23 protein-coding genes are annotated in these 25114 nt (G+C 65.2%); 8 read left to right on the forward strand and 15 right to left on the reverse strand.

Translation table 11 applies throughout. The features are described 5' to 3' along the window. Window positions 1-116 precede the first annotated feature (116 nt). Window positions 117-1793 carry a 2-isopropylmalate synthase gene (gene leuA, locus EJ067_RS25545; RefSeq protein WP_126089737.1) on the reverse strand — a complete coding sequence of 559 codons (1677 nt, stop codon included), beginning with the start codon at window positions 1791-1793 and terminating at the stop codon, window positions 117-119. Between the two features lie 569 nt (window positions 1794-2362). On the opposite strand from leuA, the gene EJ067_RS25555 reads away from it, so the two are divergent. The 4 genes from EJ067_RS25555 to EJ067_RS25570 all read left to right on the forward strand — a co-directional run bounded on the left by EJ067_RS25555 (window position 2363) and on the right by EJ067_RS25570 (window position 6014). Further along, the gene (locus EJ067_RS25555) at window positions 2363-3529 is read left to right on the forward strand and encodes an ATP-grasp domain-containing protein (RefSeq protein ID WP_126087961.1); all 1167 of its coding nucleotides are present in this window, start codon (window positions 2363-2365) and stop codon (window positions 3527-3529) included. 4 nt (window positions 3530-3533) lie between these two features. Beyond that, entirely contained in the window at window positions 3534-4310 is a 777-nt protein-coding gene (locus EJ067_RS25560; protein ID WP_126087962.1) for an alpha/beta hydrolase-fold protein, read from the forward strand. Window positions 4311-4466: 156 nt separating this feature from the next. After that, window positions 4467-4781, forward strand: coding sequence for a nuclear transport factor 2 family protein (locus tag EJ067_RS25565; RefSeq protein ID WP_126087963.1), 315 nt, complete (start codon window positions 4467-4469; stop codon window positions 4779-4781). Window positions 4782-4868: 87 nt separating this feature from the next. After that, complete coding sequence (locus tag EJ067_RS25570; protein ID WP_245468039.1) at window positions 4869-6014, forward strand: siderophore-interacting protein; 1146 nt, start codon at window positions 4869-4871, stop codon at window positions 6012-6014. A 193-nt stretch (window positions 6015-6207) separates the two neighbouring features. Here EJ067_RS25570 and EJ067_RS25575 read toward each other — a convergent pair whose 3' ends face one another. Beyond that, window positions 6208-7743, reverse strand: coding sequence for an MFS transporter (locus EJ067_RS25575; protein WP_126087964.1), 1536 nt, complete (start codon window positions 7741-7743; stop codon window positions 6208-6210). A 147-nt stretch (window positions 7744-7890) separates the two neighbouring features. Here EJ067_RS25575 and EJ067_RS25580 point away from each other — a divergent pair, with 147 nt between their 5' ends. Further along, window positions 7891-8778, forward strand: a complete 888-nt coding sequence (locus EJ067_RS25580) for a LysR family transcriptional regulator (RefSeq protein ID WP_126087965.1) — start codon at window positions 7891-7893, stop codon at window positions 8776-8778. A gap of 37 nt (window positions 8779-8815) precedes the next feature. Here the strand turns inward: EJ067_RS25580 and EJ067_RS25585 are convergent, their stop codons facing one another. The 7 genes from EJ067_RS25585 to EJ067_RS25615 all read right to left on the reverse strand — a co-directional run bounded on the left by EJ067_RS25585 (window position 8816) and on the right by EJ067_RS25615 (window position 14428). After that, complete coding sequence (locus EJ067_RS25585; RefSeq protein WP_126089739.1) at window positions 8816-9568, reverse strand: SDR family NAD(P)-dependent oxidoreductase; 753 nt, start codon at window positions 9566-9568, stop codon at window positions 8816-8818. A 47-nt stretch (window positions 9569-9615) separates the two neighbouring features. Next, window positions 9616-10719, reverse strand: coding sequence for an AbrB family transcriptional regulator (locus EJ067_RS25590; protein ID WP_126087966.1), 1104 nt, complete (start codon window positions 10717-10719; stop codon window positions 9616-9618). Window positions 10720-10822: 103 nt separating this feature from the next. Continuing rightward, window positions 10823-11434 (reverse strand): hypothetical protein, encoded by a 612-nt coding sequence (locus tag EJ067_RS25595; RefSeq protein WP_126087967.1) that lies wholly within the window; start codon window positions 11432-11434, stop codon window positions 10823-10825. Window positions 11435-11491: 57 nt separating this feature from the next. Continuing rightward, entirely contained in the window at window positions 11492-12226 is a 735-nt protein-coding gene (locus EJ067_RS25600; RefSeq protein WP_189510098.1) for a YadA-like family protein, read from the reverse strand. 541 nt (window positions 12227-12767) lie between these two features. Beyond that, a complete protein-coding gene (locus EJ067_RS25605; RefSeq protein ID WP_126087969.1) occupies window positions 12768-13079 on the reverse strand; it encodes a putative quinol monooxygenase in 312 nt (103 codons plus the stop codon). A 44-nt stretch (window positions 13080-13123) separates the two neighbouring features. Next, window positions 13124-13909, reverse strand: a complete 786-nt coding sequence (locus EJ067_RS25610) for an SDR family oxidoreductase (RefSeq protein WP_126087970.1) — start codon at window positions 13907-13909, stop codon at window positions 13124-13126. An 84-nt stretch (window positions 13910-13993) separates the two neighbouring features. Continuing rightward, complete coding sequence (locus EJ067_RS25615) at window positions 13994-14428, reverse strand: DsrE family protein (RefSeq protein WP_126087971.1); 435 nt, start codon at window positions 14426-14428, stop codon at window positions 13994-13996. A 97-nt stretch (window positions 14429-14525) separates the two neighbouring features. On the opposite strand from EJ067_RS25615, the gene EJ067_RS25620 reads away from it, so the two are divergent. Then, window positions 14526-15581, forward strand: a complete 1056-nt coding sequence (locus tag EJ067_RS25620) for a hypothetical protein (protein ID WP_126087972.1) — start codon at window positions 14526-14528, stop codon at window positions 15579-15581. A gap of 238 nt (window positions 15582-15819) precedes the next feature. On the opposite strand, the gene EJ067_RS25625 is transcribed toward EJ067_RS25620, so the two are convergent. The 5 genes from EJ067_RS25625 to EJ067_RS25645 form a co-directional block, all read right to left on the reverse strand. Then, window positions 15820-16767: a cation diffusion facilitator family transporter gene (locus tag EJ067_RS25625; protein ID WP_126087973.1), complete on the reverse strand. Its 948-nt coding sequence runs from the start codon at window positions 16765-16767 to the stop codon at window positions 15820-15822. A 12-nt stretch (window positions 16768-16779) separates the two neighbouring features. Then, window positions 16780-18969, reverse strand: a complete 2190-nt coding sequence (locus tag EJ067_RS25630) for an anthranilate synthase (protein WP_126087974.1) — start codon at window positions 18967-18969, stop codon at window positions 16780-16782. Window positions 18970-19261: 292 nt separating this feature from the next. Further along, entirely contained in the window at window positions 19262-20317 is a 1056-nt protein-coding gene (locus tag EJ067_RS25635; protein WP_126087975.1) for a succinylglutamate desuccinylase/aspartoacylase family protein, read from the reverse strand. Between the two features lie 127 nt (window positions 20318-20444). After that, the gene (locus EJ067_RS25640; RefSeq protein ID WP_126087976.1) at window positions 20445-21821 is read right to left on the reverse strand and encodes an FAD-containing oxidoreductase; all 1377 of its coding nucleotides are present in this window, start codon (window positions 21819-21821) and stop codon (window positions 20445-20447) included. After that, window positions 21818-22279 carry a DUF4126 domain-containing protein gene (locus EJ067_RS25645; protein WP_126087977.1) on the reverse strand — a complete coding sequence of 154 codons (462 nt, stop codon included), beginning with the start codon at window positions 22277-22279 and terminating at the stop codon, window positions 21818-21820. Before EJ067_RS25645 ends, EJ067_RS25640 begins: the two co-directional genes overlap by 4 nt. Window positions 22280-22410: 131 nt before the next feature. Here EJ067_RS25645 and EJ067_RS25650 point away from each other — a divergent pair, with 131 nt between their 5' ends. Continuing rightward, window positions 22411-22968, forward strand: a complete 558-nt coding sequence (locus EJ067_RS25650) for a sugar O-acetyltransferase (protein ID WP_126087978.1) — start codon at window positions 22411-22413, stop codon at window positions 22966-22968. Between the two features lie 9 nt (window positions 22969-22977). On the opposite strand, the gene EJ067_RS25655 is transcribed toward EJ067_RS25650, so the two are convergent. Beyond that, a complete protein-coding gene (locus EJ067_RS25655) occupies window positions 22978-23961 on the reverse strand; it encodes a helix-turn-helix domain-containing protein (RefSeq protein WP_126087979.1) in 984 nt (327 codons plus the stop codon). A 126-nt stretch (window positions 23962-24087) separates the two neighbouring features. Between EJ067_RS25655 and EJ067_RS25660 the strand changes: the two genes are divergently transcribed. Further along, window positions 24088-24729, forward strand: coding sequence for a cysteine hydrolase family protein (locus EJ067_RS25660; protein ID WP_126087980.1), 642 nt, complete (start codon window positions 24088-24090; stop codon window positions 24727-24729). Window positions 24730-25114: the final 385 nt, after the last annotated feature.

Below are 25114 nucleotides of genomic sequence, written 5' to 3' on the forward strand. Positions count from 1 at the left end.
GTTATGCGATCGCGTAAGCCACTGCAAATTTCCCTGCCGGTTAATGAATGGCAGGAAATCGTGCGCGTTTTTAAAGCACGGCGCGTCTGGTGGACGCGCCGTGCAAAGGTCGAGGGTCAGCCGGCCCTGCGGCCGATGATGCGGTTGGCGGCCGAGACCACGGCCTCCAGCGAGGCGGCGACGATATTGGTGTTTATGCCTGCGCCGAACAGCTTGCCGCCCGGATATTCCATCTCGACATAGGAGATGGCCGATGCATTCGAGCCGCGCTGCAGGGAGTGCTCGGAATAGTCGAGCACCGACATCTCGACGCCGACATGGCGCGACAGCGCATCGACGAAGCCGTCGATCGGCCCGGTGCCGGAACCGGTGATGGTCGTCTCCTTGCCGTTGTCGAGGATGACCGCTTCCACGACGCGCCGCCCTTTCACCTGGGTGTCGGGATAGGTTTGGTGATCGAGGAATTTCAGCCGCGCGCCGGGTTGTTCGACATAGGTTTCGAGGAAGCGGTCATGGATGCGCTTGCCCGGCACTTCCTTGCCTTCGGCATCGGTGATCGCCTGGATGTCCTGGCTGAACTCGATCTGGAGGTTGCGCGGCAGGTTGAGGCCGTAGTCGGCCTGCAGCACATAGGCAATGCCGCCCTTGCCGGACTGCGAGTTGATGCGGATGATCGCCTCATAGGTGCGGCCGACATCGGCCGGGTCGATCGGCAGATAAGGCACTTCCCAGAGCGGCGTGTTGGCCTTGCGCAGCGCCTTCATGCCCTTGTTGATGGCATCCTGATGCGAGCCCGAGAAGGCGGTGTAGACCAGCTCGCCGACGTAGGGATGCCGCTCCGGGATCCTCAGCTGGTTCGAATACTCGTAGACGTCCTTCATCCGGTTGATGTCGGAGCAATCCAGCCCGGGGTCGACGCCTTGCGTGTACATGTTGAGCGCCAGCGTGACGATGTCGACATTGCCGGTGCGCTCGCCATTGCCGAACAGCGTGCCCTCGACGCGGTCGGCGCCGGCCATCAGGCCGAGCTCGGTCGTGGCGATGCCGGTGCCGCGGTCGTTGTGGGGATGCAGCGAGATGATCAGCTTGTCGCGATTGTCGAGATTGCGGCACATCCATTCGATGCGGTCGGCATAGACGTTGGGCGTCGACATCTCGACCGTCGAGGGCAGGTTGATGATCAGCCTGTTGTCGGCCGTCGGCTTCACGATCTCGGTGACGGCGTTGCAGATCTCCAGCGCGACCTCGAGCTCGGTGCCGGTGAAGCTCTCCGGTGAGTATTCGAAACGGAAGCCGCCGCCGGCCCTGGCGGCCATGTCGGTGATCATCTTGGCGGCGTCGGTGGCGATGCGCTTGATGCCGGCGACGTCTTTCTCGAAGACGACGCGTCGCTGCAGCTCACTGGTCGAGTTGTAGAAATGCACGATCGGGCGATGCGCGCCCTTGAGCGCTTCGAAGGTCCGCGTGATCAGCTCGGGCCGGCACTGCACCAGCACCTGCAGCGACACGTCGCTCGGCACGCCGCCCTCCTCGACGCACCAGCGGGCGAAGTCGAAGTCGGTCTGCGAGGCCGACGGGAAACCGATCTCGATCTCCTTGAAGCCCATGTCGATGAGCAGCGCGAACATGCGCGCCTTGCGCTCGTGGCCCATCGGGTCGATCAGCGCCTGGTTGCCGTCGCGCAGGTCGACCGAGCACCAGATCGGCGCCTTGTCGATGACCTTGGAGGGCCAAGTGCGATCGGCGAGGTTGACGGTCGGGTAGGGCTGATATTTGCGGGCGGCGTCCGGCATCTGCCCGCTCGCTTGCGCGCCCGTTTCGGCCTCGCCAGCGCGGATTGCTTCTCTTCTGTTCATCGTCGTTTCTCCCGGCGGCTCGTGTGACCGCCCTCAGGCGGATTGGTGCCGAGCGGCGCCTTTACCAAAGTTTCGTTCGCTTGATGTGACTTGCCAATCTAGCCGAGGAGCATGCGCCTGGGGCGGCGGCTATCGACCGCCGGGCGCTCCTTCAGCGAACCCGGCGATCGCCGATAAGGCCGAGAAGAAGCAGGGTCGAAGCAAGCGCGCGCACGGTCTCGCCGGCAAAGCCGGGGCGAGGAGAAGCGACGGAGCGGGTGCGCGTGGTCATGCCGGCTCTCTTACAGGAGCGGCCATCAGGAGGCAAGTGCAGGGCCGACGCACTTGAAGCGCGTCGCGTCGAAACGGATTCGAGCGACGCGCTCCAAGTCCTTGGTTTTTGTGCATGTCGTTTCCAAATCCGCCGCACACTTTCGCGCGACATGCATTTGGTCCGGGCTCTTCCCCGCACCAGGCAAATGCGCCACACTCGCTTGCGGAGGACCTGATCCCAGGGGAGGCCGTGCATGAATTTCGTGTTCTTCTCGCCGCATTTTCCGGCCAACGGCGCCGATTTCTGCGACCGGCTGAAAAAGGCCGGCGCCACCGTGCTCGGTATCGGCGACGCGCCCTATGAGGCGCTGAGCGGCAAGCTCAAGGCGGCGCTTTCGGAATATTACCGCGTCGCCGACATGGAAGATTACGATGCCGTGTTCCGGGCGATGGGGCACTTCATCCACAAATGGGGCCGCATCGACCGCTTCGAATCCCTGAACGAGCACTGGCTGGAGCTGGAAGCCAACATCCGCACCGACTTCAACATCTTCGGCACCAAGCTCGATTTCGTGAAGAATCTGAAGCGCAAGAGCCGCATGCGCGCCTTCTTCCGCAAGAGCGGTGTCGAGACCATTCCGCAGCGCAAATGCTCGGACCGCGCCGGGGCCATGACCTTCATCCGCCGCGTCGGTTATCCTGTGGTGGTGAAGCCGGACTCCGGCTCCGGCGCCTCGAATACGTTCAAGATCTCCAACGCGAAGGAGCTCGACCGGTTCTTCAAGGACAAGCCCGAGGGCGTCAGCTTCGTCATGGAGCAGTTCATCGAGGGGCTGGTGGTGACCTTCGACGGGCTGGTCAACCGCGACGGCGAGGTGGTGCTGGCGGCGAGCCACCGCTACGACCAGAGCGTCATGGAAGTGGTGAACCGCGACCGCCACATGAGCTACACCTGCTTCCCCGAGATCACGCCGGCGGTCGAGGAAGCGGGCCGCAAGATCCTGAAGGCGTTCGACGTGCGCGAACGCTTCTTCCACATCGAATTGTTCGAGACGGAGGGCAAACGCGTCATCGCGCTCGAGGTCAACATGCGTCCGCCCGGCGCCTGGATGACGGACGCCATCAACTACACCTTCGACATCGACGTCTATGCCGAATGGGCAAACATGGTGGTGAAGGACGCCGCCGGCGGCCCCTACAAAGGCAAGTATTTCACCGCCTATGCCAGCCGCAAACGGCATCTCGACTATTTGCACAGCCATGCGGACGTGCTAGCCGCGCACGGCGACAAGATCGTCCACCACCAGGCCATCGAAGAGGTTTTCAGCCGCGCCATGGGGAACTACGCCTACCAGATGCGCTCCAAGGACCCGAAGGCGCTGCGCCATGCGGTCGACTATATCCACGCGGAAAAGGCGTGAGGCGATGGACGTTTCCTACCACAAGGGCCATGCCCGCAATCTCGGCCGCGACATGGAATACAAGCGCTACGGTCATGCCGGGCGCCCGGTGGTGGTGTTCCCGACCTCGCAGGGGCGCTTCTACCAGTTCGAGGATTCGGGCGGCGTCTCAGCGCTCGCCGAATTTATCGACACCGGCCGCATCCAGCTGTTCACGCTCGACGGCATCGATTCGGAATCCTTCTTCGACAAGCATGGCGACCCCACTCATCGCATCGCCCGCCACGAGGCCTATTTCCGCTACGTGCGCGAGGAGGCGCTGCCGGAGCTGCAGTCGGTTGCGGCCAAGGCCAATGGCGGACGCACTCTCAAGCCGCTGTTCTGCGGCTGCTCGATGGGCGGCTACCACTCGTCGAATTTCGTGTTCCGCTTTCCGGAGCTGGCAAGCGGCGTGATCTCGCTGTCGGGCGTCTATTCGAGCCGCGATTTCTTCGGCCGGACGCTCGAGGGCAGCATCTTCTACAATTCGCCGCTCGACTATCTGCCGGGCATCGTCGACCAGAAGCTGCTCGGGCGGCTGAGGGCGCTGAGGCTGATCTTCTGCTGCGGGCAAGGCGCCTGGGAAGAGCGCATGCTTGTCGAAACCCGCGAACTGGAACAGGTGCTGCGCGACAAATCCATTCCGGCCTGGGTCGACTATTGGGGCGGCGACGTCAGCCATGACTGGCCGTGGTGGCATAAGCAGCTGGTCTACTTCTTCGGCCGCTGGCTGGACGACGATCTGATGCACAGGATCGATTGAGCTGTGCTGAGATTCAGGTGATGCCGGCCCGCAAACGACGGCCTTCTGCGCTTCTGGTGCTCACGGACCTGAATGTCCGCTCCGCTCCGGTTCTCGAAAGCCACCGTTTTCGGCTCGGCCTGACCTGAATCTGAACACACCTAAGGCACAAAACAAATGACCACGCCCGACCCGATCCGCCGCTTCGTCGAAGCGACCAACGCGGGCGACAGCGAGGTGTTTCTCGAAACCTTCACCGCCGATGCCTTGCTCACCGACTGGGGCCGCTCTTTCCGCGGTCGCGAGGGGATCGCGCGCTGGAACCAGTCGGACAATATCGGCGTGCGGTCCCACTTCGACATCGTGCGCATCGCGCAGTCGGACGGCGCCTGGCATGCGCGTATCAAGGTGGCCGGCGACGGCTTCAACGGGGAAGGCGACATGACCTTCACGCTCGAAGGCGACCGGATCGCGAGCCTGATCATCGCCTGAAATCCCTTTCGTCTGTCCATCGGCCGGCGGCCGATTTCATAAATATGACTTTTATTGTCATCTTTTTGTGGAAAGGTGACCGGGGCTGTGGCATGCACGCCTGACCATGGCGTCGGCCCCGGTGGCCGCATCGCCTCACCCTTGTCGAAAGGCCTGGCGATGGTTCAGCTCAGCGCGCAAACTCATATCCGCAACGACGCCATCCGGGCGGTGATGGACAGGCTGCGCGCCGAGCACAGCGACTGCGAAGTCGATCGCGGCGCCACGGATCAGTGGCAGCTCCGCATGCATTACGGCTTGCTTCACGCCACACTCGAAGATGGCGGCGCGCTGATCCGGGTCGCGGCGCAAGACGAGACCTGCCTGTCCTACATGAAGATGATCGTCGCAGGTCATATCGCCGGGCAACTGGGGAGCACCGGCGGCCTGCGCTGGCAAGGCGACGGCAAGGACGCCGGCACGCCCGTCTTCTTCCGCGAGATCACAGTCGTGTCCTCGACGCGGCTGTCGCCGCATATGCAGCGGGTGCGCTTTTCCGGCCGCGACCTCGGCCGCTTCGCCCATGGCGGGCTGCATGTGCGGCTCCTGCTGCCGCCGGCTGGGCGGCAGCAGGTATGGCCCTCCATGGGCGCCGACGGCATGATTGTGTGGCCGTCGGGCGAGGACGCGCTCACCGTGCGCGTCTATACGATCCGCGCGCTCAACGTCGCTGAGGGCTGGCTCGACGTCGACTTCGTGCTGCATCCCGGCACCGAAACGCCAGCCGCGGCTTTCGCGCAGAATGCGCGGGCGGGCGACGTGATCGGCATGATCGGCCCCGGCGGCGGCGGCGTTCCGGAGGCGCAAAACCTGCTCCTGGTCGGCGACGATACGGCGCTCCCCGCCATCGGCCGGATCCTGGCGGAGCTTGCGCCGTCGACTCGCGCCGAAGTCCTTATCGAGGTCGATGCTCCGCAAGACCGGATTGTGCTGGCGGCGGGCGACAACGTCGCCGTCCGCTGGCTTTACCGGCATGGCCGCGAGGCAGGCTGCGCCGGTCTCTTACCGGCGGCGCTGCGCGAGCGCGGGCATTCGGTCGATAATCTCTATGTCTGGGCTGGATGCGAGTTCGCCGACTTCCGCGAGATCCGCAGGATCGTGCGCAAGGAGTGGGGCCTGCCGCGCGACCGGCACTTGGTCACCGCCTATTGGCGCCGGGGCGCGCAAGGCGGGGACGGGGGCGACGAGGAATAGGACAAGCTGCGAATGCGGCCACGAATGTTGATTTGTCCTCGCCGCCCGTCTTTCAAAGGTCAGCGACGCCTCAGAAGCGATAGCGCGGGCTTCCGAACAGCGAACGGCCTTTCGAGCCCATGCGGAACTTCATGACGTCATGTGGCGTCAGCGCGGCGAGGATCGAAAAGGGGCGCCGCGCTTTGGTCGGGGGCTACCCTTCCTGGCAGGCCGGGAGAGGCGCGACGTCTTGTTCGGGCGCCGATCCGCGACGCAGGCCGAGGAAGACGACGATGGCGGTAAGCACGGTGATTGTCGCCAGCACGACGAGCAGCCGGTCGAAAGCCGTCTGGTAGGCCTGGATGAGGACACTGGCGTTGGCCTTAGGCAGATGTTGCGCGGTTTCGCCGACATTGCCGGTAGCAAGCAGCTGCGCTGCCGCAGCCACCTGGGCGGGTGAAGCAAACGCTTGAGCACCGAGCTGCGCTGCGGTGAAACCGGACAGCGCCGCCATGACGATCGCCAGCGCCACGCCCTCGCAAGCGACGCGGGTGGTGTTGAAGATGCCGACCGCCATGCCGGCGCGCTCCTTCGGCACGACACTGACGGCAAGCCCGTCCATCAGACCCCAGGGCAAGGCGATGCCGGCGCCGATCAGGATCAGCGGGGCCACAAGAGCGCCGTCCACCGCGGGAACACGGCTGAGCCAGACAAGACCGGCAGCCGCGACAAGCAGGCCGACACCGCAGATCGTGGCTGGAGCGATCCAGCGTGCCACCTGGCCGGCAAGCAACGGCAATATCAGCAGCGGCCCGGAGAGGCAGATCATCAATTGCCCCGCCTTGATCTCGCTCATCCCCTCGATGCCGATGAAGCGGATCGGCAACAGCACGAGCAGGACGACAAAGGCATAGGCAGGCGCGGCGGCCAGGAACTGGACGCCGACGAAACGCGGGAAGCGAAACAGCGTCAGGTCCAGCATCGGCCGGCGCGCGCGCCGCTCGACCATGACGAAAGCGATAAAGCAGACGGCAGCCACGCCGAGAAGCGCAATGACGAGGGGATCGGTCCAGCCGTTCTGCGGCGCCTGCAGCACGCCGTAGGTCAGCGCGGCAAGCGCGGTGGTGAAGGCGCCGGCCCCCGCCCAGTCGAGCCCGGTTGCCTCTGGATCGCGCGATTCGGTGACGGTGCGCAGGCCGAAGGCCGCGGCGGCAACCGCCAGCACCGCCACCAGAAAAAAGATCGCGCGCCAGCCGAATGCGTCGATGAGCAAGCCGGAGGCAACAGGGCCGAAGGCGAGGCCGATGCCGAAGCTGGTGCCGAGGAAGCTGAAGGCGCGCAGCCGCAATTGGCCGTCGAATTCCTGGGCAAGCGCAGAGGCGCCGCCGGCGAAGGCGGCAGCACCGCCTATTCCTTGCAAGGCCCTGAAAATGTCGAACCAGACGATGTCAGGCGCAAGCGTGGCGCCCAGCGCGGCAAGGACATAGGTGGCGAGGCCGGCAAGGAAGATCCGCTTGCGGCCATGGTTGTCGGCCAGCGCTCCGGCCGCCATGAGGCTGGCGCCGAAGGTCAGCATGAAGGCGTTCGTCACCCAATTGAGCTCGATCGGACTGCCGCCGAGATCGGCGGCAATGCGCGAGAGCGCCACGGCAGGACCGGTGAAACTCAACGGCATCGTCATGGCGGCGAGACAAACCGACAGCAGCACAAGCCATCTGCCGGCAGGGCCGGTTCTGGTCATCAAAGTCATGGATTTTCCTATCTGAGGCAGGATCTGCCGGCATGCCGCCGATTGGCGGCGCCGATCACAACGACAAGATAGGGCGGCGACATTTCCGGCAAAATAGTATTAAATCTCCGGTCATACCGGAACAAGACGCTCGAATGGACTCATGCGATGGATCGTCTCAACGGGCTTCTCGCCTTCGCCCGCACCGCCGAGCTCGGCAGTTTTGTCACCGCCGGCCGGGCGTTGGGAATCTCGGCCTCCGCCGTCGGCAAGAGCGTCGCCCGGCTCGAGCAGGAGCTCGGCGTGCGTCTCCTGCAGCGCAGCACGCGGCGCATAGGTCTGACCGAGGAGGGCAAGCTGTTCAACGAACGCGTGCGCCGCATCCTCGACGACCTCGAGGATGCGGAGGCGATGCTGTCGCGGACACGCGAAACACCGCATGGGCGGCTGCGCATCTCGACCCCGATCGTCACCTATCATCTGCTTTTGCCGGTGCTGTCGGAATTCATGGCCCGCTATCGCGACATCGAGCTCGATATCGATTTCAACGATCGCATCGTCGACGTCATCGAAGAGGGTATCGACGTCGCGATCCGAAGCGGCGAGCTGCCGGACTCACGATTGGTGTCGAAGCCGGTTGCGCCCTTTCGCATGCTTTTGTGCGCGGCCGCTTCCTACCTCGATCGCCATGGTACACCCGGCACACCGGCGGATCTGACACAGCATTTCGGCATACAATTCCGCTTTCTCAACAGCGGCAGGCTGCTGCACTGGCCGTTCGTTACCGGGAGTGCCGAGCCGCAGATACGCTCGAGGCTGACCTGCAACAACATGGAGGCATTGAAGGGCGCCACGATCGCTGGTCTCGGTATCGCCTGCATGCCCGATTTCCTGGTGCGGGAGGCGCTGCTTGAGGGAAAGCTGCGCATCGTGCTCGACGACCATGTCGACGGCCGCAGCCAGTTCCGCATGCTCTGGCCGTCCAATCGCCACCTCTCGCCGAAGGTCCGCGTCTTCGTCGATTTCCTCCCCGAGCGGCTTGCGGCCGGGCGATAGGGTTCGCCGCAGGCCGCAGTTTTAGCCGCGGGATGGATCAGTAGGTGGCGCGCCCGCCGGAAAGATCGAAGGTGGCGCCGGTGGTGAAGGAATTCTCGTCCGAGAGCATGAAGGCGACCATCGCCGCCGCCTCCTCCACTTCGACGAAACGACCGCGCGGCACCTTGCCGAGCATGTAGGTCACCTGGGCCTCGGTGAGCTGCTCGAGGATCCGGGTGCGGGCGGGCGAGGGGGTCAGCGCGTTGACGGCGATGTCGTAACCGGCGAGCTCCTTGCCGAGTGACTTGGTCAATGCGAGCACCCCGGCCTTGGCGGCCGAATAGGCGGCGGCGTTCGGATTGCCCTCCTTGCCGGCCACGGAGGCGACGTTGACGATGCGGCCGTAGCTGCGCGCGATCATGCCGGGCACCAGGCGTCGGCAGCAGTAGAAGACGCCGTTGAGGTCGATGTCGACGATCTGCCGCCAGGCGGCGGGGTCATAGTCCACCACGGTCGCTGCCGGCCCGGCAATGCCGGCATTGTTGACGAGAAGATCGACGGGCCCAAGCGCCCGTTCGGTCTCGGCGGCGGCGCGGTCGACGGCCTCGATCTGCGACTGGTCGCAAAGGAAGGTTTTCACGCGGCCAAGCGCCGAAAGCCCGGCGACGGCGCTTGTCATCGCGGCCTGGTCGATGTCCCAGATGGCGACGCTTGCGCCCGAGGCGAGCAGGCGGCGGGCGACGGCAAGGCCGATGCCTTGCGCGCCGCCGGTCACCACGGAGGAACGGCCAGAGAGATCGACGGCGTTCAAACGGCGGTTCATCGGTATTTTCCTCCCCCCTTTATCGATACCGCGGATCAGTCCTTGACGTTTCGCGCCACCAGCTTGGCGACGCTTGGCCCAATGAGCAGCACAACCAGGAAGCGGGCCGACTGCAGCGCCATGACGAAGGAGATGTCGACGTTCTGCGCGGCGGCGGCAATGATGGCGACGCTGTCCATGCCGCCGGGGCTGGTCGCCAGATAGGCGGTCAGCGGGTCGATGCCGAGCACGCGGCTGATGACGAATGCCATGCCGCCGCAGAAGGCGATCAGCGCCACGATCGAGGCGATGATCTGCGGCAGCGCGCGTGCCGCGTGGCGCAGGATCGGCCGGGTGAAGTTCAGCCCGATCGACCAGCCGACGATGGCGTAGCTCGCCGCCAGCAGCCAGGGCGGCAACTGCATCGGCACGCCGAAGCCCAGGTGGACGACGGCGCCGAAGACGAAGGTGCCGAGGAAGAAGGGCGAGGGCAGCCGCAGCAGCCTTCCCAGCAGGCCGCCGACGATCGTGATGGCGATGGTGGCGCCAAAGGCCATCGGATCGATCGGCGGAAACCAGACGACAGGCGGCACTTCGACGCCCGACGTGTCGACCCACATCTTGGCGACCAGCGCCGCCGTCATCGAGACGAAGATGACGCGCAGATACTGCATGAAGGCGACGAGGCGCTGATCCGCGCCGAAGGCGCCGGCCATCAGCACCATGGCGGTGGCCGCGCCCGGCGAGGAGCCCCAGACGGCGGTGGTGCCGGGCAGGATGCGCCAGCGGCTGATCAGCCAGCCGAGCAGGCTGGAGGCGGCGACAGTGGCGATCACCACTGTGAGGAAGAGCGCCCATTCGGCGTAGAAGACCGGAAAGATGTCGACCGAGATCGAGTTCGCCACCAGGCAGCCAACCACAGCCTGAGCGGAGCCGAACAGCGGGCGAGGCACGCGCACCTTGGCGCCGTTGGTGCCGGCAAGGATCGCGGCCATCATCGGGCCGATCAGCAGCGCCGCCGGCAGGGCGGCCAGTTCCAGCGCGCCGGCAAGGAGCAGCGAGAGCACTATCAGCACCAGCCACTGCTGCGGCGGGCGCAATCGCGCCATGCGTTCAATGGGCGGCTGGTCCGGGTGCTGATGTTCCGGCGAGGAGTCCATACCCGGCTCTTAGAGCAATTCCGGGAAAAGTGTGAAACGGTTTTCGGGCCGGATTTGCGTCAGACCGGAGATAAAGCAATCCCCGTGAAACGACGAGCCGCTCTTAGTTGGTGCCGCCTTTCTGTTTTGTGGCGATGGTGGCGGCCGGCGCCACCGGCGTTTCGGCCGCTGCCGTCGGGGCCGGGGCCTGGGGACCGTCCGGCGCCTGAGGGCTGTTGTTGCCGAGATCGACCGAGATGCCAAAGAGCTTCCACTGGTGGTCGGCGGGAGCGAAAAGCAGCTCAAAGTTCAGCCGCAAAGGCACGGATGGAAAGAAGCCCGCCATGTGCAGCATGCCGTTGGTCTCGATCTGCGGCAGCAATGTCAGCTGCGGCTCCAGCACGGCGACGCCGGCGAGGTCGAGGCCTCGCTTGCGCTGGCTGGCGAATATCTCGGCCAGCTGCGCGGCGGTGTTGGCCTGAAGGCCCGGTGCGCCGAGGTCGCGCAGCACGGTGTAGTTGCCGGTCTTGTTGGCCTGGTCGACCGCCAGCAGCGCCGATCGCACCAGGATCAGCACGCCGTTCCTGTCGATGTTGGCGGGCTTGGGCTTGTCCGGCCCCGCGGGTTTCGCCGCGCGTTGCGTCTTCTTCTCCTGCTGGGCCGCCGCTGGAAGCGGCTGCGCTAACGCGAGAGGCAGTGCTATGGCGAGCAGGAGGCGGGGCAGGTTAGGCTTCATCGGATCGCTATCGGCTTTCGGTCCGTCGGGGCAGGCGATTGCATTGAGCGTCGCAAGTTACCAGGCGTAGGTCAGGCCCGCGCGGCCGCCCACCGCCCCCGACGAGCCGACGCCGATGCCGCCATGGACCATGAAGCTTTCGCTGATGCGCGCCTGGGCGGTGCCGGCGAAGGCGTTCTTTCCCTCGAAATCGCCCCAGTTGATGGAGACGGCATAGTTCTTGTCCGGCGGCATCGCCGGCGCCGCCATCGCCATCGCCATCGCCGCGCCCTCGAAAGCCCGGTCGATGCGCCCGTCCAGCCTGGAGAAACCTTCGCCGAGGCTGGCTTCAAGGCCGGTCACCCGGTTGTCGAGGCTGGCGATGTCCTGCGTGTTCGTCGTCACCCGGGTGTCGAGGTCGGTGATCTGGAGTGTGTGGGTGTCGAGTGTCGCCTGATGCGCTGCCAGCATCGTGTCGTGGCCATCGAGGCGGCCATCCTGCTCGACGTTCCTGGCCTCGACGCCGTCGAGCCTGCCGTCCTGCTCGGTGTCCTTCGCCGCGCCGATACCTGCCAGGCCGTCGACATAGTCCTTTGTGGCCGCATCGGTTCCGGCCGTCGGCGTGCCGACATTCTCGATCCGGTTTCCGCCCATGTTGACGGTCGCGCCACTCGCGGCCGACAGGCTGCCGCTGAACGTGCCCTGGTTGATCGTCGCCTGGTGGACCTGGATCAGCCCATCGAAATTTACGTTGGCATCGAAGGTCGAGAGACCATTGACGCCGGTATTGAGGTGCACGGGACCCATGTTCATGCTGGTCCCGGAATCAAAATTCATGGATCCTATGGGAACCTCATTGGGGACGTCGCAGTCGTCCGCAAGCCCTGTATACATATGTCCCGTTGTATAATTCTGGCAAACCGCGGCCGGGTCAGCGACGGCAACCGAGCTTCCAACAAGGAACGCCGATAAACCAACTATCAGAAACATCCCGGCTGGAAGGATCGCTGGATGGCGGCGGCGCGAAATCCCCGTTGCGACCAGCGCGCCGTCGCGACGACCCGCATAACCCCTAAGAACGTCCAAAGTCGAAACCAAGAGCGCCCCCCGCCCGATCCAATGTTCATGCGGCTATCCTGACCGGGCAGGTCGGGCGATGGCCAGTCGTCAAATGACGACTGCGGCACTCAAAAATCGCGGTCGATCGATGCGATCCGCTGCCGTGTTGCGTCAACGCAACAAGCGCCACAGTCTCTTCACTGTTGCGAGCATGTCTTCGCCAAGATGGGCGTGCCCGGGCGCAGGGCAAATACGAGCCCGCCTCCTGCACATAACTACCTGATCCGTGATAGCTTCAGCCGCTCTTCTCAGGCACGGAAAGGCCGAAGCCGCCGACCGGATGGGTCTCGACCTGGAATTCGAAACCGGCGATGAAGGGGCGCGCCTTGGCGATCGCTGCCTGGACTTCCGGCAATTGCAGCGAGGCCTTGTGGCTTGCCTGGTCGGTCCACACTTCGGTGACCCAGATCGCGTCGGCATCGGCCGGGTCTGTGGCGATGATGTAGCTCAGGCAGCCGGGCAGGGCACCGGTCGTCTCACGCAGCACATCCATGACTGCGTCGCGCTGGCCGCGTGCCGCCCGCATCTTGCCGATCAGTCCGAACATGCCTTCCTCCAGGTTGTATGCCGCATGAGTATGCCGGTCTCGGCTCACGGCATCAACTGGCCGCCATTGACCTCGATAACCTGGCCGATGATGTAGCCGCTCAACAGGCCGGAGGACAGGAACAGATAGGCGCCGACGCAATCCTCGGCCGTCCCGGCGCGGCCTTGGGGTATGGTCGCAACCATGGCTTTCATCTGCTCGGCGTTCGAATAGCGCTCGTGGAACGGCGTCAGGATGGTGCCGGGCGCCACGGCGTTGACGCGGATGCCGAAGCCGATCAGCTCCTTGGCCATGCCGCGCGTCACATTGGAGACGAAGGCCTTGGACGAGCCGTAGAGGCCGGCGCCGCCGCCGGCGCCGTTGCGGGCGGCGATCGAGGTGGTGTTGATGATGAAGCCGCCTTGGCGCTTCAGCCAAGGGATCGCCTTGCGCGAGGCGGTCAGCACCGATCGCGCGTTAAGATCCATCACCGCGTCGTAATGCGCCTCGGTCTGGTCGGCATAGGCGACGCGGCCGAGCATGCCGCCGGCATTGTTGACCAGCCCGTCGAGCCGGCCGAAATGGTGCGCACTCTCTTCGACCACGCGCTCGACGTCTGCGGGAACCGAAAAATCGCCCTGGGTCAGGAACACTTCGCCGCCGTCGTCGCGGATGGCCTCGGCGAGCTTTTCGGCGGCTTCCCGGCTCGAATTGTAGTGCAGGGCGACACGGCAGTTCTGCCGGGCATAGGCCTGGGCAAGCGCGGCGCCGATCCCGGTCGAGGCACCGGTGACAAGCACCGCCTTGCCGGCAAGGTCCGGGATGACAAGCGTGGTCGGATCAGCTGGCACGTCGATATCTCCGGGATTGCGCCAGCCATTGGTAGACGCATGCCGGCCAGGTGTTCAAGTCCAGCCGAAATCAGGGCCCCGAAATCAGGGTCGGAGATAGACATAGCCCTGCCGCTGCAGCTCCGCGAGCTTGACCACGCCGCCCTTGTCGGCGACCTGGAAGCCGGCGAGCAGGTCGGTCACGGCGATGTCCATGCCGCGCAGCGTGTTGCCGCAGGCCTGCGGAACGAGCCCCTGCTGGACGAGGCCGGCAAAGCGACTGGACGTCGCGCCGGAAGCGCTCCCGGCCTTGAAGGACGCAAGGGCCGGACCGTGCACGACAAGCACGATCTCGACATTGCCGCCGGTGCCCTCATAGTGGTTCTTGATGTTGCCGAGAACGAAATTGACCTTGTCGGCGTCGCTGAGATGATAGGTGACCTTCAGCTTCTCCTCGCCGGTCGCGGCACTTGCCTGACGCAAACCGAAAAGACCGGCGGCTCCGGCAAGACCGGCGCGGAAAATGTCACGGCGCAGCATCGCATCCTCCTTCGTCCGGCTTGCGCAATTTTGCGTGGCCCGGGCTCAACACCTAGACTAGCATAAATCACAATCCTGTCGGTGCGAGGAGGGTGGCATGACGTCAAGGATGATTGGAGGCGCGGCGTTCGGCGCGGCATTGTTCATTTCGGGCGCCGCACTTGCCGAAGACGCTCCCAAGCTCACGGAATTGAGCCCAAACGGCGCAGACGTCTGCTTCGGTCGCATCTACGATGCCGCCCACCTCAAGGCGCATGCGCACCAGAAGGTGGCGCGCATCTTTTTCTACTATGGCCATGACCCGGTGAGCCGGCCGAATGAGGAGCCGAGCGCGCTCGGCGATGCCGCCTATAACGGCTTTCTCACCACCACGGTGCGCGGTGCCAGGAAGCCGGAATGGGCGGCCGGCTGGTGCAACAAGGAGGACCCGGGCGACAGGGCGAGCGGCATCCGCTGCGGCATGGAATGCGACCGCACGCTCGCTTCGCTCAAGGTCGATGACAAGGGCCGGCTGATCCTCTCCAACGTGCAGCCTGACGTCTATCTCGACGCCGGCGCGGAGGAGGATCTCGGCAAGGCGAAGTACAACGAGCAGGCGCTGGGCAGCGAGGATGACAATTTCCGCCTCGACCCGATGCCGGCGGACACCTGCAAGGCGGAGTTCGCGCGCATCGACCCGATCGATCCGGCGCTGGGGGCTCCGCTGCGCCAGCGGCTGAAGCCCGACCAGCCCTTCTGTTACGGGCGCGACTACGACGACGCGCATCTGAAATCGCATCCAGACCAGGTGACGCAGTCGATCCGCGTCTTCCGCGGCCCGATCGAGCTCGCCTCGTTCGCCGCCAGCGGCGATGCCGCCAACTGGCCGGACGGCGCCGACATTGCCGTCTCGGTGACGACGAGGCAGAAGGGCGCGAAGGTCACCCAGACCTATTCCTGCCAGGGCGAGGCCGACCAGTGGCGCTGCTCGGGAAGTTCCAAGCAGAAGGAGATTTTCCTGAAACGTGGCGCCAGCGGCACGATGATGCTGGCCAATCCCAACAACGCGCTCGCCATCGTCGATCTCTGCTCGAAGGCGGCGGGCGGCAAGACGAAGTCCGACGACAAGGTGTACCGGCTGAACCCGATGCCGCAGTCGGCCTGTACGCCGTAACCAGCGCTTCGTCATTCTATGGCGGAGCAAGGAGCGAAGCGACGCGGCGCAGACCATAGAATCCATACCGTGACTTGGAAGCGCCGCCACGGTGCAGAATTTTGTTCCGTTGCACTCCTTCGCGAAGGTAACGGCATGGGTTCTAGGGTCTTCGCGACGGAGCTTCGCTCCTGCTTCGCCCTAGAATGACGAAGTTGGGAGGCTTGCTGAAACTTCCAAGGCTGCGATATGAATTGCCTTACGCGAAAGGCACCGCGGTCGTGCCCTTCGGCAGCTTCGCCTCGTCGTCCGGCTCGACATGGATGGTGACGCGCACCGAGGGAATCTCGGCTTTCAGCGCATCCTCGATGCGGTCGCAGATGACATGGCTGGCGCCGACCGTCATGTCGGCGTCGACCACCAGGTGGAACTCGATGAAGGTGGCGCGCCCGGCGATGCGCGTCTTCAGGTCATGCACCTCCAGCGCGCCCCTCGAATTGGCCGAGATGATGTCGCGGATCTGCATGTGCTCCTGGGTGTCGACGGCGCGGTCCATCAGCCCGCTCATCGACGAACCGATGACGTGCCAGCCCTGCCAGAGAATGTTGAGCGCGACGATGACGGCAAGTGCGGGGTCGAGGATCTGCCAGCCTGTAAGCACCGCACCGACAAGGCCGCCGAACACGCCGACGGACGTCACCACGTCGGTCATGATGTGCTGGCCGTCGGCAGTCAACGCGGGCGACTTGGCGTTCTGCCCGGCGCGGATCAGTGCCCAGGCCCAGATCGCATTGATAATCGTCGCCACGCCGTTGACGGCAAGGCCTTTCCAGGGCTGCTCCAACGGCGCCGGGTGCTGCCAGGATCGCCAGACCTCGCTGATGATCAGCAGGGCCGCGACGACGATCAGCACGCCTTCGAGCACGGCCGAGAAATACTCGGCCTTGTGATGGCCGAAGGGATGGTCCTGGTCGGCGGGCTTGTAGCTGATCTGGATCGCCCAGAAGGCGGCGGCCGATGCAATGACGTTGACGATCGATTCCGCCGCATCGGAATAAAGCGCGACGGAGCCGGTGATGTACCAGGCGGCAAGCTTGAGGACGAGCACGACACAGGCGACGACGATCGACCAGAAGGCAAGGGTGGCGACCTTTTGCCTGGCCGCCGCCTTCGTTTCCGCCGTCGTCATCGTGGTCGCCGCGCTCATCCCAGCACCGCCCTAGGCGGCCTTTTCCTTGGCCTTGCGCGGCAGATGCGCGACGATGTTCTCGATGATGCGCATGCCGGCATTGTGGCCGAGCGTCATGATCGATTCCGGATGGAACTGCACGGCGGCGATCGGCTCCTTGCGATGCTCAAAGGCCATGATGATGCCGTCCTCGGTCTCGGCGGTTACGACGAATCCATCGGGCAGGCGCACCGGATCGGCGAAGATCGAATGGTAGCGCCCGACCGTCACTTCCTTGGGTAGGCCGGAGAAGATGATGCCGGGCTTCGAGACGCGGATGCGCGAGGGCTTGCCGTGCATCGGGATATGCAGTTGCCGGAGCTCGCCGCCATAGGCCTCGGCCAGCGCCTGCAGGCCAAGGCAGACGCCGAAGATTGGCAGGTCGCGGGCGCGCGCCCTTTTGATGGTGGCCGCGCAGTCGAAATCCTTCGGGGTGCCCGGGCCGGGCGACAGCACGACGAGGTCGGGCTTCAGCCGCTCAAAAACCTCCTCCGGCACCGGTGTGCGCACGGTGGAGACATTGGCGCCGGTCTGGCGGAAGTAGTTGGCCAGAGTGTGGACGAAGGAGTCCTCGTGGTCGACGAGCAGGATGTTGACGCCGTCGCCGACGCGCGCGGTGGCGCGTTCGGTGCCGGCGGCGTTGCCGGCCTTGGCGTCGCGGATGGCGGAGAGCATGGCGGATGCCTTCAGTTCGGTTTCGGCTTCTTCTTCCTCGGGAACGCTGTCGAAGAGCAACGTGGCACCGGCGCGCACCTCGGCGATGCCGTCCTTGATGCGGATGGTGCGCAGCGTCAGCCCGGTGTTCATGTCGCCGTTGAAGTTGACCATGCCGATGGCGCCGCCATACCAGGCGCGCGGGCTCTTCTCGTTCTGCTCGATGAAGCGCATGGCCCAGAGCTTCGGCGCGCCGGTGACGGTGACCGCCCAGGCGTGCGACAGGAAGGCGTCGAAGGCGTCCATGCCCTCGCGCAGCCGTCCCTCGATGTGGTCGACGGTGTGGATCAGCCGCGAATACATCTCGATCTGGCGGCGGCCGATGACGCGCACCGAGCCCGGCTCGCAGACCCGCGACTTGTCGTTGCGGTCGACGTCCGAGCACATGGTGAGCTCGGACTCGTCCTTCTTGGAGTTGAGCAGCTTGAGGATCTGCTCGGAGTCCGAGATGGCGTCGTCGCCGCGCTTGATGGTGCCCGAGATCGGGCACGTCTCGACGCGCCGGCCGTTGACGCGCACGAACATCTCCGGCGAGGCGCCGATCAGATATTCGTTTTCGCCGAGATTGATGAAAAAGGAATAGGGGGAGGGATTGATCGATTTCAGCTTGCGGGAAATGTCGGAGGGCTGGGTCTCACAGCGCTCGTAGAACATCTGGCCGGGGACGACCTCGAACAGGTCGCCGCGCTTGAAGCTGTCCATGGCGCGCCGCACCAGGTTGGCATATTCGCCCGGCTCATGGTCGCCGCGCGGTGGGATGCGGTCGGCGGTTCTGAACGGCTCGACATGGGCGTCGCGCGGCAGACCTTCGGTCGAAAAGCCTTCGCCGGAATAGTCGTAGCGATCGGTCCAGGCCTTGGTCGAATAATGGTCGACGACCAGGATCTCGTCGGGCAGGAACAGCACGAGGTCGCGCTGGCTTTCTCTGCGCTCGAGCTTGTAGTCGACCGGATCGAACTGGAAGGCGAGATCGTAGCCGAAGGCGCCGTAGAGGCCGAGATTGGCGTCCTCGGCGGTCTTGAACAGCGCGGTGATGGCGCGCAGCACCGTGAAGACGGACGGAACGCGGCTGCGCTCCTCCTCGGTGAAGACGCGACCGGGCTTGGCGACATCGAGGCGGATCAGCTTTTTCGAGGCTTCGGCGATCGTCACCTCGCTGAGCTCGCCGAGCGCCTTGCCGATCACCGGCAAGAGCACCTCGCCGCGGGCGTTCAGCGCCTCGATGCGCATGGCGCGGCCGCGCGCCGAGATCACCAGCGGCGGATCGATGATGGCCGTGTCCCAGCGCGTGTAGCGGCCTGGATACTCGTAGTTGGAGGAAAACACCGCGCCGCGGCGCGAATTCAGGCCATCGACATAGGCGTCGATGGCGCCTTCATAGGGTTGGTCGTGGCGTTCGCGGGTGATCGTCACCCCGCCCGCGGTGACGAAGCGCTCGGCCCCGTTGTCCAGAACTTTAGTCGTCATTGCCGTCTCCATCAGCGTTTGGGCAACGGACCCGGGAATGGCTTGGAAAAACAAATGGCCGCCCGGACATTCCGTTGCGGCCACCCTCTCTTAACGCACGCGCGTTCGAACCGGCCGCTGTCAGCGAGCCCACCACCAAACGGTCTTGTTCGAACGCATGTTCATGGCGACTCCCATAGCGGCGAATGGAGGTCCGTGCAACTGGATTTCATGCGGATGGTGAAAGCCTGCAAGCCTTTGTCTGGTGCAAGTCGTTCTCCCAAAACCGCTGCGCACTCTTGGGCGACATGCGTTAGTCCTCCAGCGTGCCCGAGCGCGCGTCGTCGCTCCTCTGGTCGCCGGCGAGCTTCAGCAGGTCCTCGCCGGCGCGGATGATGCGGCGCGAACGGCGGGTCAGGATGAAGCCCGACTGCGGCGCAAAGACCTCGGTGCGACCGCCCGGCTCGCCGGGCGCATGGACGATCGTGGCCAACCTGTCGCCCTTCTCAACGCGATCGCCGGGCTTGACGTCGTAAAGGATCGCGCCGGCCCTGGGCGAAGGCATCATGTCGATGTTTTCCAGCGGCACAACGGCACCAGTGAAGTTGCTCGCCTTCGAAACGGAAGCATCCTGGATGACGCCGCGCGTCACCAGCAGGCAGTATAGGCCGGCGGCATCGGACGCGGCCAAAGCGCCGTCGACGTCCAGCATGCCGCGGTATTCGACCGTGGTGGCGACGCGGCGGTCGAAGCGCGCAACACTCGAAGGGACATTCTGGTAAGGCATGATCGAGGCGCCCTCGAAGGTGCCGCTGTTGTCCTCGCTCCACAGCACGACGGTATCGACGCCCATGGCGGCCGCGCAGTCGGCCATATGCGGCCACAGGCTGGTGTGGATGTAGAGATAGGCGAGACCTTCGTCGTCGCAGTGGAGGTCGAGCACGATGTCGTTGCCGAGCGAAAGCTGCACGAGCCGGTTCTTCAGCCGGCGGTCGGCGCCGCCGAGGCTGACATCCGGCAAGAGCTTGGCATCCGGCGCTGCAAGCAGCGGGAAGGAACGGTTGAAATTGGTGCGGGTGCCGAGGTTGAAGCGGCCCTGATGCTCGCCGAAATGATACTGGGCGCGGCCGATCGGATTGGCCCATGGCACGACGGTGATGGCGCCCCTGATGCGGCCCTCCGCTTCCGCCTCGGCAAGCATCGGCATCAGCGCATCGATGGCGACGACGCCCGGCAATTCGCCGGCGTGAAGGGCGGCTTGCAGATAGGCCCTCGGCGCCGCCTTGTCCGTGCCTTCGAAGCGAAAGACCGGGAACTCGTAAGTCGTGCCTTCGGCGTCGCCGGCAATGCGTTCGATGTCTTTCTGCATGGGTGCCTCCGGTGGAGAGGCAGACATGCATGTTTGCGGTTCGGCTGTCGAGTGGGCCGATTGGGCTGTCGGCGCAGGATCGGCTGCGCCTGCGGCAGGGCGCGGCAGTCAAGCGCCCGCGATTGCCTCAGACCAGCGGCTTTAGTTCCTGGGCGATGGTCGGCAGAAGTTCCGAGACGTTGGGGTGGATGTGCATGGCGCGCGCCAGCGTCGAGATCGGCGCCTTGGCGTACATGAGGTCGAGCACTGAGTGGATGGCCTCGTCGCCACCCGGTCCGAGCACCGCGCAGCCGAGGATCTCGCCGGTGTCGGCGTCGGCCAGGATCTTCATGAAGCCTTGCGTCTCGCCCTTCTCGACGGCGCGGCCGACGCGGGTCATCGGGCGCTGGCCGACGAGCGCCCGGCGGCCGGATCTCTTCACGGCCGCTTCGGTCATGCCGCAGCGGCCCAGCGGCGGATCGATGTAGAGCGCGTAGGCCTCGATGCGGTCGCTCACCTTGCGCGGATCGTTGTCGAGCAGATTGGCGGCGACGATCTCGTAGTCGTTGTAGGAGGTGTGTGTGAAGGCGCCCTTGCCGTTGCAGTCGCCCATCGCCCAGATGCCGGGCACGCTGGTGCGCAGCTGGTCGTCGACGACGATGAAACCGCGCTGGTCGACCTCGACGCCGGCCTTGTCGAGACCGAGATCGTCGGTGTTGGGCACTCGGCCAAGCGCCAGCAGCACATGCGTGCCGACGGCCGGCGGCTTGCCGGCGGAGAAGGTCACGGCGATCTCGTTTCCCTTCCTGGCGAAGCCGATGTCGTCGGCGCCGACATGGACGGTGATGCCTTCGTTTTCGAGGATCGACTGGATGGCGGCCGAGGTGTCCTCGTCCTCGCGGCCGGTCAGCCGCGGCGCCTTCTCGATCACGGTGACCTCGGAGCCGAAACGGCGAAACATCTGCGCGAATTCGAGCGAGATGTAGCTGCCGCCGACGACGACGAGATGGCCGGGCAGCACATCGAGGTCCATCATCGAGGAGTTGGTGAGGTAGGGGACATCGTTGACGCCGGGCAGGTCCGGCACGGAGGCGCGGCCGCCGGTGTTGAGGAAGATCTTCGGCGCGGTCAGAAGCTCGTCGCCCACACGCACGGTGTTGGCGGCGACGAAGCGGGCATGGCCGCGGTAGAGCGTGCACTTCTCCATGCCCGCGATCCAGGTCTCGAGCCCTGTGCGGGAGGCGCCCGACACCTTGTCCTTGCGCGCCTTGATGGTCTTGTAGTCGACGCCGACGGCACCGGAAACCGTCACGCCGTAGTCGGCGGCGCGGCGGGCGAGATGGGCGGCATAGGCGCTCGCCACCATCGTCTTGGTCGGGATGCAGCCGGTGTTGACGCAGGTGCCGCCGACCAGCTTGCGCTCGATGAGCGCCACGTTCATGCCGGCCTCGTTCAGCCGGCCGGCAAGCGGAGTGCCGGCCTGACCGGCGCCGATGACGATGGCGTCGAAGCTCTTCGCGCTCATGCGACCCCCGCCACGATGAGCAGGCCGCCGACGATGGCGACCGCGTCCTCGATGAAGGCGGCGGGCGGATCCTTGCCGAAGGCGGCGGCCAGCCGGCCGCGCGCTTCGGCGCCGCCGAGCGTGCCGATCACCGCGCCGATCGCGCCGGCGATGAGGCCGCCGATGGTGGCGCCGCCGGTCGCGCCGATCACCGCGCCGGTGAAGGCGGCCGTGACGATGCGGGCGCCGAACTGCTGCGGCACCTTGCGGCTCGGCGTCGACGGCAGCTGGTCGGTGACGAGCTCGACGATCGCCAGGATGGTGAAGATGCCGACGGCAGCCCAGTGGCCCATGAAGCTCGCCCAGGTACCGGCAACCGGGAGCCAGCCGAGATACGAACCCCAGGCGACGGCGGCCGGCGCGGTCATGGCGCGCAGGCCGGCAACGACACCGATCAGCAATGCAAGCAGGTAAAGCATGATCGACCCCCTCAAAATCGGGCCTCGCGCGGTCCCGAGATGGCAGGCTAGCATAGACCCGGCGTTTGGCCATGGGCTTTTGCCACAGGATGGATCGTGCTTTGGCAGCAGTCGGCATCGGAGGAGCGGCCATGACGACAAGCGAGCGCATGAAGATGGCGGCAGGTGAATGGTACACCTGCATTGACCCGGAGCTGGAAGAGCTGCGCATTGCCGCCCGCGATGCCGTGTTCGAGCACAACGGCCTGCCGCCCCGGCAGCGCGGCAACATCGGCCCGGCCTTGCGGGCGCTGCTGGGCGGCGTGGGCGAAGGCGCGCGCATCGAGGCGTCGTTCCATTGTGCCTATGGTTTCAACCTGTTCCTCGGCGAAGGCGCCTTCCTCAATGCCGGCTGCACCATCCTCGACACCGCGCCGGTGCGCATCGGCAAAGGGACGCTGCTTGGACCCAATGTGCAGATCTATTGCGCCGAGCATCACCGCGAGGCCGCCGGCCGGCTTGCCGGACTGGAGATCGCCAAACCGGTGACGATCGGCGACAATGCCTGGATCGGCGGCAGCGCGGTGATCCTCGCCGGCATCAGCATCGGCGACGGCGCCGTCGTCGGCGCGGGAGCGGTGGTGACGCGCGACGTGGCGGCCAATGCAACCGTCGTGGGCAACCCGGCGCGGACGATTGGGAAGCGGTAAAGCTTCGGTCTAGAGCAATGCTGCCCGGCCCGATGGCGTTTGCCTGGAGAATTCGCGCCGGTATTGCATTGGTGAGGTTCTGAGCCGCGCGGCGAAATGCTGGCGCAGCGACGTCGCGCTGCCGAAGCCGGCCTCGAAGGCCACCATATCCATCGACTTGTCCGTCTGTTCCAGCAGCCGCTGCGCCAGCGCCACGCGCTGGTCGGCCAGCCAGTCGCCGAAGCTGGTGCCGATCGTCTTCTGGAAGCGGCGCGTGAAGGTGCGGCGGGTAAGGCCCGCCGCTTCGGCGACGCTGTCCAGGCTGTGGGCGTCGCCGAGCGTCGCCTGCACCTCTTCCAGGGCCTTGGCGAACCGGTCGGCGGTCGGCGTCGGCGCGAGCGGACGTTCGATGAACTGGGCCTGTCCGCCCTGCCGGTGTGGCGAGAGCACGACGTGGCGGGCGAGCCGAAGGGCCGCCTCCGCACCGTAACGGGCGCGCACGATGTGCAGGCAGCAGTCCAGCCCGGCGGCGACGCCGGCCGAGGTGACGATGTCACCGTCGTCGACATAGAGCACGTCGGCGTCGACGGCGATGTCGGGGTGAAGCGCCTGGAGCTGATCGGTATAGGCCCAATGCGTGGTCGCCTTGCGTCCCGCCAGCAGCCCGGCGGCGGCAATGGCGAAGGTGCCGAGGCACAGGCCCACGATCAGCGCGCCGCGCCGGTGGGCGCGGTTGAGCGCCTCCTTCATTGGGGCGGCAAGCGGAGCTTCAAGATCCTTCCAGCTCGGGACGATGACGATATCGGCGTCGTCAAGCGCCTGCAGCCCGTGCGGGACAGCGATGCTCAGCCCGGCATCGGTGTGGATCGGTCCTTCTTCGATGGCGCAGACGCGGAAGTCGAACCGCGGCAACCCGAGCTTCGTGCGGTCCGCGCCGAACACCAGGCACGGCACGGAAAGATGGAAGGGGCTGATGCCGTCGAAGGCGACGGCGGCGATAACAGGATTGCGCATGACGCACCATCGAGTTTGGAAGCGGGAAGTGTCCCGATTTTTTCGAATAATGTCAATCGGGCCACTTTCTGTGTGTGAGCGTCCGGCCTAGCTTTGCGTCCGTCAACCCGGTCGAAAGGAAACGCCATGTCAGCACCAGCCACCCAGCCGCGCCGCGCCCTCGTCGTCGTCGATGTCCAGAACGACTACAACGGCGGCAACCTCGCCATCCAGCATCCGCCCTTCGCCGACAGCGTCGCCAACGTGGCGCGCGCCATGGACGCCGCGGCCGCCGCCGGCATCAAGGTCGTGGTCATCAAGCAGATGGCGCCCGAAACCTCGCCGATCTTCGCCAAGGGCAGCCATGGCGCCGAGTTGCATCCCGAGATCGCCCGACGTGCCCGCGACCATTATGTCGAGAAGACGCTGCCTTCCGCCTTCACCGGCACGAACCTCGAGGATTGGCTGCGTGCCAACGGCATCGATACGATCGCGGTCGTCGGCTACATGACGCATAATTGCGACCTGTCGACCATCATCCATGCGGTGCATATGGGCTTTGCCGTCGAATTCCTTTCGGATGCCAGCGGCTCAGTGCCCTACGCCAACAGCGCCGGCTACGCGTCCGCCGAGGACATACATCGCGTGGTGAGCGTCGTGCTGCAGTCGCGCTTCGCCGCGGTGCTCAGGACCGCCGATTGGATCGACTGCCTGAAGACCGGCGCCTTGCCGGAACGCGACACCATCTACGCATCGAACCAGCGGGCGCTGGCGCGCAACGCCGCTTGAGCGGACCGGTACGAGGGCGCCGCAGCGATGCAGCGCTCTCTGTTCGATGGAGGTGCTTTTTGATGGACATTCTTCAAGCGCCATCGCGATTTATTGCGCCAAGCATTTCTTTTCCGGGTGGCTCGCCGCCCGAGTAACGTCCCCGAAGGTTACGATTTTTGCCGTCGCGTTAAAGCAAATAGGAACCATGCGGAGAGTGATGCATTTCACAGACGTCGCCGTCGTCTTGCCGCACAGTAAGATTTGAGCTTTAATTCAAGTCGATTGGTAGGCTGCGGGGGCTAGCAATTGAAAGCGCGGATTGCACGAAATGCGGTGGCCGCGGCGTTAGTCTGTGTTGCGACAGTCCTGCCGCGGCCTGCTTTCGCTCAGGTTCCCCCGCACG

The organism is Mesorhizobium sp. M1D.F.Ca.ET.043.01.1.1, assembly GCF_003952385.1.
Taxonomy (GTDB): domain Bacteria; phylum Pseudomonadota; class Alphaproteobacteria; order Rhizobiales; family Rhizobiaceae; genus Mesorhizobium.

Excerpts from the sequence above, each read along its gene's own strand:
- EJ067_RS25565 (WP_126087963.1), top strand. The coding sequence starts at position 4,467 with ATGACCACGCCCGACCCGATCCGCCGCTTCGTCGAAGCGACCAACGCG.
- EJ067_RS25560 (WP_126087962.1), top strand. The coding sequence starts at position 3,534 with ATGGACGTTTCCTACCACAAGGGCCATGCCCGCAATCTCGGCCGCGAC.
- EJ067_RS25600 (WP_189510098.1), bottom strand. The coding sequence starts at position 12,226 with ATGAACATGGGTCCCGTGCACCTCAATACCGGCGTCAATGGTCTCTCG.
- EJ067_RS25640 (WP_126087976.1), bottom strand. The coding sequence starts at position 21,821 with ATGAGCGCGAAGAGCTTCGACGCCATCGTCATCGGCGCCGGTCAGGCC.
- EJ067_RS25615 (WP_126087971.1), bottom strand. The coding sequence starts at position 14,428 with ATGCTGCGCCGTGACATTTTCCGCGCCGGTCTTGCCGGAGCCGCCGGT.
- EJ067_RS25655 (WP_126087979.1), bottom strand. The coding sequence starts at position 23,961 with ATGCGCAATCCTGTTATCGCCGCCGTCGCCTTCGACGGCATCAGCCCC.
- EJ067_RS25650 (WP_126087978.1), top strand. The coding sequence starts at position 22,411 with ATGACGACAAGCGAGCGCATGAAGATGGCGGCAGGTGAATGGTACACC.
- EJ067_RS25575 (WP_126087964.1), bottom strand. The coding sequence starts at position 7,743 with ATGACTTTGATGACCAGAACCGGCCCTGCCGGCAGATGGCTTGTGCTG.
- EJ067_RS25630 (WP_126087974.1), bottom strand. The coding sequence starts at position 18,969 with ATGACGACTAAAGTTCTGGACAACGGGGCCGAGCGCTTCGTCACCGCG.
- leuA (WP_126089737.1), bottom strand. The coding sequence starts at position 1,793 with ATGCCGGACGCCGCCCGCAAATATCAGCCCTACCCGACCGTCAACCTC.
- EJ067_RS25605 (WP_126087969.1), bottom strand. The coding sequence starts at position 13,079 with ATGTTCGGACTGATCGGCAAGATGCGGGCGGCACGCGGCCAGCGCGAC.
- EJ067_RS25595 (WP_126087967.1), bottom strand. The coding sequence starts at position 11,434 with ATGAAGCCTAACCTGCCCCGCCTCCTGCTCGCCATAGCACTGCCTCTC.
- EJ067_RS25660 (WP_126087980.1), top strand. The coding sequence starts at position 24,088 with ATGTCAGCACCAGCCACCCAGCCGCGCCGCGCCCTCGTCGTCGTCGAT.
- EJ067_RS25555 (WP_126087961.1), top strand. The coding sequence starts at position 2,363 with ATGAATTTCGTGTTCTTCTCGCCGCATTTTCCGGCCAACGGCGCCGAT.
- EJ067_RS25645 (WP_126087977.1), bottom strand. The coding sequence starts at position 22,279 with ATGCTTTACCTGCTTGCATTGCTGATCGGTGTCGTTGCCGGCCTGCGC.
- EJ067_RS25625 (WP_126087973.1), bottom strand. The coding sequence starts at position 16,767 with ATGAGCGCGGCGACCACGATGACGACGGCGGAAACGAAGGCGGCGGCC.
- EJ067_RS25590 (WP_126087966.1), bottom strand. The coding sequence starts at position 10,719 with ATGGACTCCTCGCCGGAACATCAGCACCCGGACCAGCCGCCCATTGAA.
- EJ067_RS25620 (WP_126087972.1), top strand. The coding sequence starts at position 14,526 with ATGACGTCAAGGATGATTGGAGGCGCGGCGTTCGGCGCGGCATTGTTC.
- EJ067_RS25580 (WP_126087965.1), top strand. The coding sequence starts at position 7,891 with ATGGATCGTCTCAACGGGCTTCTCGCCTTCGCCCGCACCGCCGAGCTC.
- EJ067_RS25635 (WP_126087975.1), bottom strand. The coding sequence starts at position 20,317 with ATGCAGAAAGACATCGAACGCATTGCCGGCGACGCCGAAGGCACGACT.